The 16,383-nt window shown below is 37.8% G+C and carries 11 protein-coding genes; 7 read left to right on the forward strand and 4 right to left on the reverse strand.

The genetic code is table 11. The features are described 5' to 3' along the window. Positions 1 to 2: 2 nt before the first annotated feature. The 4 genes from A1704_RS19980 to A1704_RS19995 all read left to right on the forward strand — a co-directional run bounded on the left by A1704_RS19980 (position 3) and on the right by A1704_RS19995 (position 9,018). A complete protein-coding gene (locus A1704_RS19980) occupies positions 3 to 479 on the forward strand; it encodes a DUF6452 family protein (protein WP_062675788.1) in 477 nt (158 codons plus the stop codon). Further along, complete coding sequence (locus A1704_RS19985) at positions 445 to 1,110, forward strand: DUF6048 family protein (protein WP_062675789.1); 666 nt, start codon at positions 445 to 447, stop codon at positions 1,108 to 1,110. Before A1704_RS19980 ends, A1704_RS19985 begins: the two co-directional genes overlap by 35 nt. Before the next feature lie 277 nt (positions 1,111 to 1,387). Further along, a complete protein-coding gene (locus A1704_RS19990) occupies positions 1,388 to 4,420 on the forward strand; it encodes a reprolysin-like metallopeptidase (protein ID WP_062675790.1) in 3,033 nt (1,010 codons plus the stop codon). A 167-nt stretch (positions 4,421 to 4,587) separates the two neighbouring features. Then, entirely contained in the window at positions 4,588 to 9,018 is a 4,431-nt protein-coding gene (locus A1704_RS19995; protein WP_062675791.1) for a GEVED domain-containing protein, read from the forward strand. A 138-nt stretch (positions 9,019 to 9,156) separates the two neighbouring features. Here the strand turns inward: A1704_RS19995 and coaE are convergent, their stop codons facing one another. Genes coaE through ruvB form a run of 4 tightly spaced genes read right to left on the reverse strand, consistent with a single transcriptional unit; the run spans position 9,157 to position 12,352 of the window. After that, on the reverse strand, positions 9,157 to 9,786 hold the full coding sequence (gene coaE, locus A1704_RS20000; RefSeq protein ID WP_062675792.1) for a dephospho-CoA kinase: 630 nt from the start codon (positions 9,784 to 9,786) through the stop codon (positions 9,157 to 9,159). A gap of 9 nt (positions 9,787 to 9,795) precedes the next feature. Beyond that, complete coding sequence (locus tag A1704_RS20005; RefSeq protein WP_062675793.1) at positions 9,796 to 10,662, reverse strand: MBL fold metallo-hydrolase; 867 nt, start codon at positions 10,660 to 10,662, stop codon at positions 9,796 to 9,798. 13 nt (positions 10,663 to 10,675) lie between these two features. Next, entirely contained in the window at positions 10,676 to 11,287 is a 612-nt protein-coding gene (locus tag A1704_RS20010; protein WP_062675794.1) for an FMN-binding negative transcriptional regulator, read from the reverse strand. A 42-nt stretch (positions 11,288 to 11,329) separates the two neighbouring features. Further along, positions 11,330 to 12,352, reverse strand: coding sequence for a Holliday junction branch migration DNA helicase RuvB (gene ruvB / locus A1704_RS20015; protein ID WP_062675795.1), 1,023 nt, complete (start codon positions 12,350 to 12,352; stop codon positions 11,330 to 11,332). A 259-nt stretch (positions 12,353 to 12,611) separates the two neighbouring features. Between ruvB and hutI the strand changes: the two genes are divergently transcribed. The 3 genes from hutI (at position 12,612) to A1704_RS20030 (ending at position 16,260) form a co-directional block, all read left to right on the forward strand. Further along, a complete protein-coding gene (gene hutI / locus A1704_RS20020; RefSeq protein WP_062675918.1) occupies positions 12,612 to 13,835 on the forward strand; it encodes an imidazolonepropionase in 1,224 nt (407 codons plus the stop codon). 73 nt (positions 13,836 to 13,908) lie between these two features. Continuing rightward, a complete protein-coding gene (gene hutG / locus A1704_RS20025) occupies positions 13,909 to 14,829 on the forward strand; it encodes a formimidoylglutamase (protein WP_062675796.1) in 921 nt (306 codons plus the stop codon). 138 nt (positions 14,830 to 14,967) lie between these two features. Then, entirely contained in the window at positions 14,968 to 16,260 is a 1,293-nt protein-coding gene (locus A1704_RS20030) for an aldehyde dehydrogenase family protein (RefSeq protein ID WP_062675797.1), read from the forward strand. Positions 16,261 to 16,383 lie beyond the last annotated feature (123 nt).

A 16,383-nucleotide genomic window follows, 5' to 3' on the forward strand; every position in this document is an offset into this window, starting at 1 on the left:
ATATGAAGTACTTTAAATTTCTTATAGCGATCTGCTTTTTAGGAATGCTTGTTTCCTGTGGGGGTGACGATGATATTTGTGAAAGCGGAGAAGGAACTCCCAGACTGAAGGTGGCCTACAGAGATAAGGATAGTGGAAAAGAGACTACTCTGGATTCACTCTATGTTGCAGTAGATTATGGTGCAGGAAAGGTAGATCTCGGAGTCGCTGTAAAGACTGATTCAAGGTTAATTCCTCTACGGGTAGACAATTCACCTTATACAGACGTTTATTTTAAACTTACTAAAAAGGGGAAGGAATCTAAAGTAAGAATTAATTATACAACGAAGTCAACCTATGTATCTCCCGGATGCGGAATCAAAAAGTATTACGAGAATTTAACTTCAGAATTAGTAACTCCGGATCCAGTTCAGAAAGTGGAGGTCGGACAAAATCAAATAGAAAATGAAGACAAGACTAATCTTTACCTTTCTTTTTAGTTTATTTGGAATAATAAGCTGGGCACAAGACAAAAAAAAGGAAGCAGAGAAGAAGGTTCAGGAAAAATATGAACCTAATTTTATGGTTGGCCTTGATGTATTGAATACCGGAGCCGGATTTTTTTCAGATAGAAAACTGTATCAGGGATTTATTTCCTCCAAGATCAAAGGAAATGTTCATGCTATTGCAGAAGCAGGTTTTGAGAAAAATGTATATCAGAAAAATGGCTATGATGCTAAGGCAAACGGACCTTTCGTAAAGTTAGGTGCGTTCTATATGCTGGCAAAAGATGCTGATAATGAATTCAACGGATTTTATGCCGGAGGAAAAGTGGCAGGATCATTCTATAATCAGGAATATATGGCGATTCCTGTTCGTGGATTTGGAGGAAGTAATTCTTCTGAAGCATTTCCTTCATCCTCGCAGTCTTCTTTTTGGCTGGAGGGAACTATTGGAGGTAGAGTACAGTTATTCAGCTCTAATTTTTATATAGATGTGAATCTTCAGCCAAGATATATGGTATACACTACCAAGCAGGATGACATCTCTCCGATGATAGTTCCCGGGTTCGGAAAAAGTTCCTCAAAGTTTAATATGGGATTTGCATGGAATATTGCTTATAAGTTCTAGAAATAACTGCTCTTAGCGTTTAAAATATAAAAAACACAAACTTTAGATTGTTCTAAAGTTTGTGTTTTTTTTAATGAATGTTACTTATAATTTCTATAAACGATAATCCTTGAATTGTACAATATATAGAATATAAAATTAATCATATTCTTTGATTTGTATTTTTTTTAATGAATATGTTTGTTAGGTGTATAATATTAAAAAATATTAAGTTATTTCATTTGTGTGATTTATAAAATAGCTATATTTGGCGGAAATTATAATTGTGTTTTAATTTATGAAAAAAGTATTTACTGCTTTAATGTTTACTTTTATAGGAGGAGCAGTGTTCGGCCAATGGACACCCACCTCTCTTAAAAAAGGAGACGATAACAAAAGAAGTACAGGATTTAGAGTAGATCAATCTAATGTAAGAAGTAACGGGTATTATAAACTGGACCTGAACTTACTAAGATCTCAGCTGAAGAATGCACAGGAAATGGGAGCAAATTCCACTCCTGTAGTAATTTCTCTTCCTACAATGAGCGGGAAGATTGAAAGGTTTAATGTATATAGTTTTCCAGTAGTTGTAAAAGAACTGGCAGACAAGTATGAATTAGGATCTTATGTTGGAACTAGTGTCGATGACCCTACCAAATACTTAAGATTCAGTATCGCTCCTAATGATTTTCAGTCAATGATCATCCATGGAGATAAATATGAATTTATAGACCCTACAGCCGCAGATAAAACAGTGTATGCTGTTCATCCTAAAACAAAAAAGGAAAAGAACGGTTTCTTGTGTTCTACAGAAGAATCTCCTGCTGCTAAGAAGGAAATAGATGCTTTATTAAAAAATGGACAGTCGTTCACTAATCAGCCGACAACTTTTAACAAAAGTTCTGATAAGAAATACAGAACAATGAGACTGGCAATGTCTGTTACAGGTGAGTATACACAATACTTTATGGGACTTGCTGGTGTACCTGCTACTGCTACGGATGATCAGAAAAGAGCTCCTGCACTTGTTGCTATCAATAATACTCTAACCAGAGTAAATGGAGTTTTTGAGAAAGACTTTGCATTGCATTTGAATTTACAGAACTTTCCTAATGTAATTTATATCGATCCTGCTACTGATCCATATTCTGCAGCTGCAACCGGAGCACAGGGAGCGTGGAACGCGCAGTTACAATCAGCTTTGACAGCCAATGTTGGAAATACCAACTATGATATCGGACACTTATTCGGTAAATCTGGAGGTGGAGGAAACGCCGGATGTATCGGATGTGTATGTATTAATCCTACAACTTCAGTTCCTAAAGGAAAAGGTTCAGGATATACTTCTCCTGCGAATGGAATTCCATCAGGCGATAGCTTTGATATCGACTATGTAGCCCATGAGATGGGGCACCAGTTAGGAGCTAATCATACTTTCTCTCATAATCTTGAAGGAAGTGGAGTAAATATGGAACCTGGTTCTGGAACTACTATTATGGGATATGCTGGTATTACCGGTCCTGATACAGATGTTCAGCAAAACTCTGATCCTTATTTCCATAAAGCAAGTATCGGTCAGGTACAAGCAAACTTAATTGCAAAAACTTGTGACGTAGAAACTACAATTACCAATAACCCACCGGTAATTGCTGATCTGCCAACATATACTATACCAAAAGGTACTGCTTTTGCTTTGACGGGTAGTGCTACAGATCCTGAAAATGACCCAATGACTTATTCTTGGGAAGAGGTAGATGATGCCTTGGTTTCTATTGATAAATATAACTTAGGAAACACAACATCAGGAGCTTCATTCAGATCTGCTGCTCCAAACGCAAGCCCAACAAGATATTTCCCGAAATTTACGTCTGTAATGAACGGAGTATTAAATAATGCAAACAATACTTGGGAGGCAGTGTCTACTACGGCAAGAACTACAAATTTTGCATTAACGGTAAGAGATAATAATTCCAATGTAGCTCAACAGCAATCTGCTTTTAAAGTTCAGACTATTGTTGTAGGGGATAATGGTCCTTTCAGATTAGCTAACCAATATGCTGATGTGAATACTCCAACTCCGGTTCAATGGATTGTTGCCAATACCAATGCAGCTCCTTATAATGTTGCTAATGTAAAAATTGATTACACTACAGATAACGGAACAACCTGGACGGTATTATCAGCATCAACACCTAATGACGGATCTGAAAACTTCACTTTCCCTTCTTCATTGAACGGTCAGACAATTAAAGTAAGAGTTTCTTCAATAGGAAATGTTTTCTATGCGGTAGGACCTGTAAGTATTGCACCTCTATCTGCTTGTAGCAGTGCTGCTCCAACCAACGTTGTTGTAAGTAACATTACAGTGTCTTCAGGAAGTGTATCCTGGATGTCTTATACAGGCGCAACTTATAAAGTACGTTACAGAAAAGTAGGTACAACTGTATGGACTGAAGCTGATACAGCAGTTCCTTCAATCAACTTAAGTAACTTAATTGATGGTACAACGTATGAAGTTCAGGTAGCTTTAGTTTGTGGTACTACAGTAGGAACATATTCTGCATCCGTAAACTTCAGTACACCTGCACTTGCTTACTGCGCAGCTGCTTCAACAAGTTCAGACTATGAGTATATTGCCAATGTGACACTTGCGAATGTAAATAACACTTCTGTAAATAGTACATATACAAACTATACAACAAATACAGCACTTCAAATTAACTTAACAAAAGGGAATGTTTACCCTATGTCTGTTACCGTAGGGAACTCCGGTAGTGCTGATTATGATACGGTAGCTGCATTTATAGACTTTAACAAAGATGGTGTTTTCAGTGATTCAGAAAGAGTATTGAATTATCCTGTAACATTAACGCAGCCATCAACTGTAGTAAGCGGAAACGTTACAATTCCAGCGAATGCAGTAGAAGGACAGCCATTAAGAATGAGAGTTGTAGCATTCTATGTAGGTGCTGGAACTGGAGGGGGTAACGTTGGTTTATCATTACCTTCAGATTATGTTTGTGATGAACTTTTCGATGGTGAGGTTGAGGATTATAACGTAGTGATTACAGGTAACCTTGCTACTTCTGAAAGTACTGTTAAAAATAATGGCATTCAGATTTATCCAAACCCTGCAACTGATGTTCTGAATATTACTAAGGTTTCAGATAAAGCAACTTATAAGATCTATAGTGCTGCCGGACAATTAGTAGATAGAGGAAATATCAATAATGGAAAGGTTAATGTTTCAGCTTTAGTTAAAGGTGGTTACATTATTACAATAGATGATAAAGGAATTGAACAGTTCAAATCTAAATTTATCAAAAAATAAAGATAACCTTTAAATATTAGTAAATCCCCGGGAACTCCCGGGGATTTCTTTATTTAGAGCATAAGTGATGAATTTGTTATTTTTTTATAAAAAAAACATAAATGCACTTATAAATTAATAATAAAAAATGATTAGATTTGTGTGATTAATATTATAATGAAAACATTATGAAGAAATTCTTTACCTCTTTAATTCTGTTTCTCTGTTTGATTTGTACAGGCTTTGTATCCAAAGTCTCGGCTCAGGCAGGACAGATCGGGACAGGAACGGGTACCTCTGTGTATCTCCCCATACGTTCCTATTATGGGTATAGTTATTCCCAGCAGATTTATACAGCTGCGGAACTTACGACTGCCATTGGTACGTCGAACTATATCACAGCTATAAAGTTTTATTCTACCACCGTCGCAGCCTCTCAGGCTGTTTATAAGGATTGGGTGGTATATATGGGAAATACAACCCAGAATAGCTTTACATCCAATACAAACTGGGTTCCGGTAAGTTCTATGACTCAGGTGTTTGACGGAGTTTTACCTAACTTAACGAATGGAAGCTGGGTAACTCTTCAATTGTCTACACCATTTTTATGGAATGGAACAGACAATCTTGTGGTTGCTGTCAATGAAAAAACTCCCGATTATGCATCTTCTCCAGGAACGGCTTGGGGATCATATAATGCTGGAGCGAACCGTGGGATCATCTATTATGAGGATTCTACAAATCCAGATCCTGCATCACCGCCTTCTGCAAAAGACAGACTCGCAGATATTCCGAGAATACAGTTGGAAAGCCACCCGCTTCCTGCTTGTTCAACGGCGCCACCTACCAACATTACAGTTTCAAACCTGACAACAACTTCTGCTAATGTAGGATGGTACCTTTCCTCGGGTGCCACTTATGTGGTAAGATACAGACCTGTTTCTGGGGGAGCCTGGACAACAATCAATGTTACAACTCCTATGGTCGCAAACCAGATTATTACCGGATTAACTGAGCAGACTCAGTATGAAGTTCAGGTAGCCACTGTCTGCGGAGGGACACAGGGAGCATTCTCTTCCAGTGTAAACTTTACAACTCCGGCTCTTACATATTGTACTTCCGGTGCTACAAGTACCTATATTGACGGATATATCAATCAGGTTTCTGTTAATGCACAAGGTGCTCCGTCTATGTACAGCAACTCTGGTCAGAGTGGATATACAGATTACAGTACGGATCCTACAAGAGTAGTTACTTTAGTAAGAGGAGGTACAGCTACCGTTTCAGTTTCAAAAACGTGGCCTGGTTATCAATATGGCTTCTTAACAGGCGTTTGGATTGATTTTAACCGTAATGGTGTTTTTGAAGCAACTGAAAGAGTACTTACTTCACCAAGTAATACAACAACTCCGGTTACCGCTACATTTACAGTACCAACTACTGCCGGTGGTGCCTACGCAGGAAACCTGACTACAAAAATGCGTGTTGTATTAAATGAATACAGCCCTATTAGTGCTTGTGGAACTTACTATTATGGTGAAACTGAAGATTATGCTGTGAAACTGATCGATTTGGCAGGATGTTCTACAGCGCCGCCATCTAATATTATGGTTAATAACGTAACTCCTTCTTCAGCGAATGTTACTTGGACATCTACTACAGGAGCTACTTATATAGTAAGATACAGAGTGTCTCCTTCAGGAGCATGGCAACAGATTGCAGTTAATACACCATTAATCAGTAACCAATTACTTACGGGATTATTGGAGCAGACTGCATATGATGTACAGGTTGCTACTGTTTGTGGAGGTACTACAGGGGCATTCTCACCAACCGTTACCTTTACAACACCTGCTCTTACTTATTGTACAGCAGGTCCTACAAGTAATACTGCAACAAGCGGATATATTAATAATGTAACTGTTACTCCTACGAATACTCCTATTATGATGAGTAATTCCGGATCTGACAATTACAAAGATTATACAGCGGATGCTACAAGAGTAGTAATCTTTGAAAGAGGTTCTGCAAATAATAAAATTTCTGTAAACAAATACTGGCCGGGTTCTCCTTCTTCATATGCAGTTTCAGCATGGGTAGACTTTAACAGAAACGGAACATTTGAAACCAGCGAGAGAATTCTTAATACAACCTATAATACAACTACACCGGTAACAGCTACTTTTGCAGTACCTACGGTGGCAAGTGGTAACGTGTATACAGGAACTCTTCCTACCCGTATGCGTGTAGTAATGAGATATTTTGATAATGCTAATCCATGTGGAACATTCACTCAGGGAGAAGTAGAAGATTATGCAGTAAAATTTGTAGATGCTCAGCCTTGTTCAACAGCTCCTCCAACAAATATTACAGTAAATAATATTGGGGCAACTACTGCAACAGTGTCATGGGTTGCTACTGCAGGGGCTACTTATAATATCAGATGGAGAGTTTCTCCAAGTGGGGTTTGGCAAACTGCTACAGTTCCTGCTGGTCAGAACTTCTATGGAATTACTGGTCTTACAGAGCAGACTAATTATGATGTTCAGGTTTCTACAACTTGTAACGGTTCTACAGGATCTTATTCATCAACAGTAACATTCACAACACCTCCATTGACTTACTGTCAAATGACAGGTACCGGTACAAATGACCATATTTCGAATGTAACAGTTACCTCTTCGAACCTTGGAGTGCCACCAATGAATAATACTTCGGTACAAACCAATTATACCAGCTATACTACTCCGGAGACGCTTATAACTTTAGATGTAGATTCTCAGAATAATAAAATCTCTGTAGCGAAAGGTTGGACAGGTGCCACAGGTAACGATGCTGTAACAGCATGGATCGACTTTGACAGAAACGGACAGTTTACAGATGCCGAGAGAATTTTAATTTCTCCAGCCAATACAACTACTCCGGTAACGGCTACTTTTGCTGTTCCTTCAAATTCTTACACAGGACCATTGACAACTACAATGAGAGTTGTATTAAAACGTACAAATGCTCCAGTAATGTGCCAGAATGCAGTGGATGGGGAAGTGGAAGATTATAGAGTAAGAATCAGACCTTGTAGTAATGCAACTCCTAACGCTCCAACATTTACAACTACACATACAACAGCTACTGTTACCATCACGGGAGCAGGAGTGAGCTATGTGGTGAGATACAGAGCTCAGGGAACAACAGCTTGGACGCAAGTATATGCTTCAGCACAATTGGGTAACCTTCCGTTAGTAATCACCGGATTGACACCAGCAACTACTTATGAAGTAGAGGTAGCAGCAATTTGTGGAGATATCGTTGGAACAGCAACTCCAATCAAGACATTCACTACAAGATGTGATCCTACTCCTCCAAATGTAACAGTAAGTAACATTACTCCAACAACAGCATTGATTACATGGGCTCCGCTTGCAGCAAGCTCTACGTATACAATGAGATGGAGAAAAGTAGGTACTACTACATGGGCAACTATAAGTTTACCAGCAGCTCCTGCAAATACTTATGTATTGGGAAGTGCAACTCCTTTAGAGCCATATACAACTTATGAAGTACAGATTGCTAACCAGTGTAATGGTGAAACAACATTGAATCCATATTCTAACCCTAAAGTATTTACTACAGAAAGAATATGCCAAATTCCGCCTCCAGGATTGACAATTACTCAATTGCTTCCTACATCAGCGGCAATTCAATGGGATCCGTTCCCTGGAGCAACGTATGTTCTTAGATATAGAAAAGTAGGTATTCCAAGTTGGACAGAAGTACCATCATTAGTTAATAACCTTGTATTGACAGGTCTTACGGAATTAACAAAATATGAAATGCAGGTAGTGAATATCTGTAACGGTACGCCAGGAAACTATACTCCTCCTTACTACTTTACAACACCTACCGTAATCTACTGTAAGATGAAAGGTGAAAACTCTACAGGAGAGCATATCTCTAAAGTTACTGTGAAGCCTACAGGTAAGAAAACAATGGAGAATGAATCCGGAGCTTCTACTTATACAGATTATACTGGAGTTCCTAAAACATTTATCGAGATGATCCAGGGATCAACTGACAATGAGATCATCATTGAGAAAAAATGGACAGGAACTACTTACAATGAAGGAATCGCAGTTTGGATTGACTTCAACAGAAACGGAGAGTTTGACATCAACGAAAGAGTATTTAATTCTTCACCTAATTCAAACAGCCCTGTTTCAGGTAAATTCAATGTACCTGCAGATGCTTTTGTAAGTATGACAGATTATAAGTATGTAGTGATGAGAGTAGCGATGTCTAGAGACGGTATCCCTGTGAACTGTACTGACTTCAAAAACGGAGAAGTAGAGGATTACACGGTAAGAATCTCTAAACCGATTGTTGCTAATCCAATTGATCAGACAAGTGTTATGATTTATCCTAACCCGGTAAGCTCAGTATTGTTTGTGAAAAATGTTAGCAAGAGAGCTAAATACAAAATCTACAATGCTGCTGGGCAGGTAATTGCTGACGGTATCTTACTAAACAACCAGATCAATGTAAGCAGATTGATTAACGGTGTTTATGTAATTGATATCGACGATAACGGTAATACTACCCAAAAGAAATTTATCAAAGAATAAGTCATTTAAATTTCACATAGAATAAGCCTCCATTTTTGGAGGCTTATTTTTTATTAAATTATCTCATTGGAATAATGTCTCAGAAATTATTTTTTTGCAGAAAAAAACTCGTTAGAAAAGCTTCTAACGAGTTTTTATTTATTCGATACTGAAAACTACTTTTTCAGTTTGTTCTTTTAATTCTTCGAGATTGGTATTGTTATAGATAATACAATCTGCCATTTTTATTTTATCCCTTTCAGGCATCTGTTTTTCCATGACAGCTTCTACCTCACGATAAGTTTTGTTATCCCTGTCCATTACTCTTTTAATCCTGATATTATCCTCGGCTGTTACCAGAAGAGACTTATAACATTGTCTGTTAAGTTTCAGTTCAAACAATAAAGCTGTTTCTTTAAAAACTAAATATTTGCTTTGTTTCTTAACCCAGTTTTCAAAATCAATTCTTACAGCGGGGTGGATGATCTCATTCAATTGCTGAAGCAGATCTCTGTTATTAAAAACCTGATCAGCCACAAATTTTCTGTCATATAACCCATTTTCATCATAAGATTCTTTGCCAAGAAGTTCCTTGATTTTTGTTTTCAGGTCTTCACTCTCATTAACAATGGCTTTAGCTCTGTCATCGGAATAATAAACCGGAAAGCCGAATTCCTCTATAAAGCGCGCTACTGTGGTTTTTCCAGAACCTATTCCTCCTGTTAAACCAATGATCTTGGGTGCTGGTTCCGGCTCTGTCTGCTGTGTTTCTGAATGTAATTCTTCCATGATTAAAAATTAATATCCAAAAACATCATTAAAGCTAAACGTCTCATCAAGTCTCACTCCTTTTTCGGTCATTTTAAGACTTGCCAGCTCATGATGAGCATCGTGCTCAAAGAACAGTAAATATTCATTGTCTACACATTGCTTCAGGAACTTTGCTTTCTCTTCCATTGTTAAAAGAGGCCTGGTGTCATATCCCATCACATACACCGGGTTGATATGTCCTGCTGTAGGAATAAGGTCAGCCGCAAAAACAACAGTTTTTTCCTGGTACTGGATGACCGGAAGCATTTGTTTTTCTGTATGTCCGTCTACAAAGATAACGTCCATTTTAAGATCAGGAGCGAAACCGTAGTTTCCGGTAGTAGGAAGTGGCAGATAGTTAAGTTGTCCGCTTTCCTGCATTGGCATAATGTTTTCCTTCAGGAAACTTGCTTTTTCTCTTGCATTGGGTTCTGTTGCCCATTGCCAGTGATTTTCATTCGTCCAGAAATTAGCATTTTTAAAGGCAGGTCTGTATCCGGTTTTATCGTCATTCCATTCTATCGCTCCACCACAGTGATCGAAGTGAAGGTGAGTAAGGAATACATCCGTAATGTCCTCCTTTATAAAGCCATATTTTTTAAGATTCTTATCAAGAGTATCATCTCCCCAAAGAGAGTAGTGACCGAAGAATTTATCATCCTGTTTGTTACCAAGACCACAGTCTACCAGGATCAGTTTTTTTCCATCTTCAATAAGCAGAGAACGTGTCCCCAGCTCAATCAGGTTTTTTTCGTCTGCCGGGTTCGTTTTTTCCCACAGACTCTTCGGGACGACTCCGAACATAGCACCGCCGTCCAGTTTAAATTTTCCACATTGTATTGGATATAACTTCATATGTATATTTTGATTATTTCTTTATTAATTTCATTTTCTCTGCAATTTTTCTCGCGTTATCATCAGATTGCTCAAGTTGAGTAATGATGTTGTTAAAATCATCCTCTTTTCTGTTCTGAGAAAGTTTTTGCTTGATAAATATTTCAGTTGGAATAACTTTAATCCCAAAAGCGCCCTTCATTTCCTTTTCCACAAATTCCTTTCCCATATCTTTTACCATCATGGGACATTGCTGAAAACTTTCATATTTGGACGTTAATTTATCCAAATGAGCATATAGCTCATCATGATTCATTATTTCAACTTTTCCGTGAATCTGTACTGCCTCATAATTCCAGGTGGAAACATTGATATGATCATACCAGCTGCTGGATATATAAGTATGAGCCCCTAAGAAGTCACAAAGAACTTCATCACCATTTTGTAAGGCTTTGGCCTGGGGATTAGCTCTTGAAATATGAGTTTCAATATAGGCATTTTCAGGATCATCTTCATTAAGCATCATCATAGAATGAGTAGCCCGTATCTTACCGACAGAAGAAATCAGTAAAGCAAAAGAATTTTCTTTGATAATCTCTCTCATCAAATCGTAATCTTCACTTCTGTATAATTTAGGTATAAACATAAACTAATCAATTCTCATTAACCTTAAACCTTAAACTTTGAATTAAAATAACTCTCCCGGGTTTTTAGGTCTTGTAATGTTTAAATGTTTGTAAGCTTTATCAGTAACTTCTCGCCCTCTCGGAGTACGGATAATAAACCCTTCCTGAATCAAAAATGGTTCATATACTTCTTCCAGGGTTTCCGGATTTTCAGCAATAGATGTTGCAAGAGCCGAGATACCAACTGGTTTTCCTTTAAAGTTTTCAATCATGACGCGCATGATTTTATTGTCCATTTCATCCAGACCAAATTCATCCACATTTAAAGAGTCCAAAGCATATTTTGTAATCTTGATTTCAATTTCACCATTCCCTTTGATCTCAGCGAAATCACGTACTCTTCTTAGTAATGCATTCGCAATCCTTGGCGTTCCACGGCTTCTTCTTGCAATTTCTATTGCTGCATCTTCATATATAACTACGCCTAAAACCCTTGCACTTCTCTGAATAATCATAGACAGAAGTTCAATAGAATAATATTCCAGCCTGCTTTGAATTCCAAATCGGGCAAGCATTGGTTTTGTAAGCATACCACTTCTTGTCGTAGCACCTACGAGAGTAAAAGGATTTAGCCCTATCTGTACACTTCTGGCATTAGGGCCTGTTTCCAGCATAATGTCAATCTTGTAATCTTCCATTGCAGAATACAGGTATTCCTCTACCACAGGAGAAAGACGGTGAATCTCATCAATGAAAAGAACATCATTTTCTTCCAGATTGGTCAGTAAACCAGCTAAACTTCCGGGTTTATCCAATACAGGGCCCGAAGTAACCTTGCAGTTTACCCCAAGTTCATTAGCAATAATATTGGCTAAAGTCGTTTTACCAAGTCCCGGCGGACCATGTAATAAAACATGATCCAATGCTCCTCCACGTCTTTTCGCAGCGGTAACAAAAACCTCAAGGTTCTCCAGCGTCTTTCTCTGCCCCGCAAAATCTTTAAAGCTCTGTGGACGGATCTGTTCTTCCTGCATCAGCTCCTCTCGTGAGTAGTTTTCCTTATCTGGATGTAAAAAATCTGGCATTAATTCATTTCATTTACTTCAAAGATAGCAAATTTAGACAAAGGTTGAAGGGCAGATTGAGAAAACGTTGAGATTGATAGAGAGGTTTAAGCCAGGGTTGAAAATGAGAACAGCTAAGATTTAAATAATTGGGATATTTTAAGTATTTTTGAGAGAAGAAATTATTAATAAAAATTAATGAAATTTTGAATGTTTGGAAAATTGAGTTTGATATAAAATGGATCAGCTTACATCTAAACATCGCATTAACTTTAAACTAATGAAATTAATAGGCCCATTTAAACAGGTGGTAACGCTTGCCAACTTACCCTTAAGAGGAAAAATTTCTGATGAGCAGCTGGAAATTATTGTAGACGGAGGAATTGTTGTAGATCAGAATACCATCAGGAAAGTTGGAAATTTTGAAACATTGAAAACAGAAAATCCTACCATAGAAATCGAACAGATTGAAGGAGAACAGATTGTTCTTCCTGCTTTTGTAGATTCACATACCCACATTTGTTTCGGAGGAAACCGTGCGAATGACTTTGCCATGCGTAATGCAGGAAAAACCTATCTGGAGATTGCGGAAAGCGGTGGTGGAATCTGGAGTTCCGTACAGCATACAAGAAATGCTTCAGAAGAAGAATTGTTAAAAACTTTAGGAGAAAGAATCAACTTTTTGATTGATCTGGGAATTACGACCATTGAAGTGAAAAGTGGATACGGTCTGGATGTGGAAAACGAGTTGAAGATGCTTAGAATTATTAAAAAAGCACAGAATGTAACCAAAGCCACTTTAGTTCCAACGTGTCTTTCAGCCCACTTAAAACCAAGAGATTTTGACGGAAGCAATCCCGAATATCTGCAATATATCATCACCGAAATTTTGCCAAAAGTAAAAGAAGAAAGCTTAGCGAATAGAGTAGATATCTTTATTGAAAAGTCTGCTTTTCAGCCGGAAGAAAGTAAAGAATTCTTGCTTAAAGCAAAAGAATTAGGTTTTGAAATTACGGTTCACGCAGATCAGTTTACCCCTGGAAGTTCAAGAATTGCCGTAGAAGTAGGAGCGAAGTCTGCAGACCATCTGGAAGCCACAATAGATGAAGACATTCAGTTTCTGGCAGAATCCGATACGGTGGCAACAGCCCTTCCTGGAGCGAGTTTAGGATTGGGTGAGAAATTTACCCCGGCAAGAAAATTACTAGATGCAGGCGCTATTGTAGCCATTGCTAGTGACTGGAATCCGGGATCTGCCCCAATGGGAAATTTAATTACTCAGGCTTCTATTTTAGCCACCTTCCAAAAGCTTACTACAGCTGAAGTTTTGGCCGGGATGACCTTCCGTGCTGCTTATGCATTGAACCTTGAAGATAGAGGACAACTGGAAGTAGGGAAAAAGGCAGATTTTGTCACTTTCAAAACCAACAATTTCCAGAATGTACTGTATAACCAGGGAAGCCTGAAAGCAGAACAGGTTTATATTGATGGAAATCTGATATAAAATTATAAATTAACAATATTTGTTCTTCAATCATAATCGATTGAAGAACAGACAATAGGCAAATGACTGAATAATGAGTACTATTTGGCAAGGCAGATTGGACGGAGAAGAACTTCTCTATCACAGATTATTTCAAAGAGTTAAAGAAGAACGTAATTACGACAACATTGCTGCAGGAGATTTTGCATTGCATGGTTTTGCTGTGGATGAAGGAGTAAGGAGAAATAAAGGCCGTCAGGGAGCGAAAGATGCTCCTGATGTGATCAGGAAAAATATGTCTAATTTTCCGGTAATTCTTCCGGATTTTTCTCTGCTGGACTTTGGAAATCTTACCTGTGAAGACGGTAATCTGGAAAACGCTCAGAATAATCTTGCCAAAAATGTCTCAAAAGTACTTCTAAAAGGAGGAAAATCCCTTGTTTTGGGCGGAGGACATGAAGTTACCTATGCTCATTATTTAGGCGTTAAAACAGCCTTCCCGGAACAGAAAATAGGCATTATTAATATTGATGCCCATTTCGATAACCGACAACCAGAAAATGGAGTAGGACCAAGCTCAGGAACCGGATTCTGGCAGATTGCTCAGGAAGGTCCCATCAATTCTCTGCATATTGGAATTCAGAGAAACTCCAATACGTTGAAACTTTTTGATACGGCCCATCAGTATGGGATGAAATATATCCTGGCAGACGAATTATTTTTTGAAAACCTTACCTCCATCTATCAGCGTATTGATGAATTGCTGGACAATGTAGATTATGCCTATCTAACCATTTGTATGGACGTTTTTAATGCATCAATCGCTCCCGGTGTTTCGGCTGCTGCTTATAATGGTATCTTTGCAGATGCTGCATTTATGCATTTTTACAGGCATATCTTAAAAAATAAAAAATTGGTGGCGCTGGATGTGGCAGAAGTTAACCCTTCTTTCGATATCCAGGACAGAACAGCAAGACTGGCAGCATGTCTTGTAAATGAATGGCTAATGATGTAAGATAAAGTTATATTCTTCCGATAGAGAAAATCATTATTTTATTAACCCTTAAGGAATGGAATTTGCTAATTTCACCGTGCTTTTAAAATAAAAGCGCTCATAAATTCATTAGCTGAATTTAAAACAGAAATTTATATTATGGAACAATTAATTGAAAGCAAGCTTATTAAAGCAGATAAAGCGTTTTCAGTGTGGAGAAAAGTGCCGTTTGAGGAAAGGCAGAAGTTAATTGCAAAAGCAGCGGAAATTTTAAAGAATAATTCGGAGAAATTTGGGAAAATAATTACTACAGAAATGAATAAACCCATTTCAGAATCTATTGCTGAAGTGGAAAAGTGTGCTTTAATGATGAATTATTATGCCACTGCTGAAAATATATTAAAACCAGAAAAAGTTGAATCAGAATTTTCTTATTCTGAAGTTCATTATGCCCCGAAAGGGGTAATCTTAGGTGTAATGCCTTGGAATTTTCCTTTCTGGCAGGTGCTGAGATTTGCTACTCCTGCGATTTTAGCTGGGAATACAATCGTTTTGAAGCATGCTTCAATTTGTTTCGGAAGTGGAAATGCCATTGAAGAAGTACTTCTGGAAGCAGGTTTTCCTGAAGGTATTTTTCAGAATCTTGAAGTGGGACATAAAGCTGTAAAAGAAATCCTTGAACATGATACTGTAAAAGGAGTAAGCTTGACAGGCAGCGGAAAAGCCGGAGGAGAAGTAGCTTCAATTGCCGGTTTAAATATTAAAAAATCTTTACTTGAATTAGGCGGAAGTGATGCTTTCATTATTTTCGAAGATGCGGATCTGGAGGAAGCAGCAAAAGCAGGAGCAAAATCCAGACTTCAAAATTGTGGACAAACCTGTACTGCAGCAAAAAGATTTATCATTGATGAAAAGATTGAAGATGCGTTTTTACCAATATTCATTGAAGAATATAAGAAATATGAGATTGGAGATCCTTTAGATAAAGAAACCAAACTGGCAGGAATGGCAAGACCCGATCTTGCCGATGAATTGGAAGCTCAGTTCAACAGGGCATTGGAAAATGGTGCTGAAATCATTATTCCTTTGGAAAGAGTTTCTGAAAATGAATTTAATCCTGGTTTAATCAGAGTTCAGGAAGGAAATCCTATTTTAAAAGAAGAACTTTTCGGACCTCTGGGTATGGTGATGGTTGCGAAAAATGATGAAGAAGCTTTACAGATGGCCAATAATATTCCATTCGGACTTTCCAATTCTGTATGGACTAAGAATAAAGACCGCCAGTTATTTTTCATTGAAAACCTTGAATCTGGAACAGTCAATATCAACCGTATGACAAGTTCTGATCCACGTTTTCCATTTGGAGGATCAAAAGCTTCAGGATATGGAACAGAACTATCTTTATTAGCTTTAAAAGAATTTGTGACCGCTAAGACGATTGTAGGAAATTAAAAGGATAAAATGTCATGCCGAGGAAACAAGGAATCTCAGAGATTCTTCACTTCACTTCGTTGCGTTCAGAATGACAAACTACCATTTATAAGTTAACAGTAAACTTTACACTATAAAATAAAA

It is taken from the genome of Chryseobacterium cucumeris, assembly GCF_001593385.1.
Taxonomy (GTDB): domain Bacteria; phylum Bacteroidota; class Bacteroidia; order Flavobacteriales; family Weeksellaceae; genus Chryseobacterium; species Chryseobacterium cucumeris.

Bases quoted from the DNA above. Each gene is read 5' to 3' on its own strand.
- hutG (WP_062675796.1), top strand. From the start codon at position 13,909: ATGAGTACTATTTGGCAAGGCAGATTGGACGGAGAAGAACTTCTCTAT.
- hutI (WP_062675918.1), top strand. From the start codon at position 12,612: ATGAAATTAATAGGCCCATTTAAACAGGTGGTAACGCTTGCCAACTTA.
- coaE (WP_062675792.1), bottom strand. From the start codon at position 9,786: ATGGAAGAATTACATTCAGAAACACAGCAGACAGAGCCGGAACCAGCA.
- A1704_RS20010 (WP_062675794.1), bottom strand. From the start codon at position 11,287: ATGTTTATACCTAAATTATACAGAAGTGAAGATTACGATTTGATGAGA.
- A1704_RS19990 (WP_062675790.1), top strand. From the start codon at position 1,388: ATGAAAAAAGTATTTACTGCTTTAATGTTTACTTTTATAGGAGGAGCA.
- A1704_RS20005 (WP_062675793.1), bottom strand. From the start codon at position 10,662: ATGAAGTTATATCCAATACAATGTGGAAAATTTAAACTGGACGGCGGT.
- A1704_RS19985 (WP_062675789.1), top strand. From the start codon at position 445: ATGAAGACAAGACTAATCTTTACCTTTCTTTTTAGTTTATTTGGAATA.
- A1704_RS19995 (WP_062675791.1), top strand. From the start codon at position 4,588: ATGAAGAAATTCTTTACCTCTTTAATTCTGTTTCTCTGTTTGATTTGT.
- A1704_RS19980 (WP_062675788.1), top strand. From the start codon at position 3: ATGAAGTACTTTAAATTTCTTATAGCGATCTGCTTTTTAGGAATGCTT.
- ruvB (WP_062675795.1), bottom strand. From the start codon at position 12,352: ATGCCAGATTTTTTACATCCAGATAAGGAAAACTACTCACGAGAGGAG.
- A1704_RS20030 (WP_062675797.1), top strand. From the start codon at position 14,968: ATGGAACAATTAATTGAAAGCAAGCTTATTAAAGCAGATAAAGCGTTT.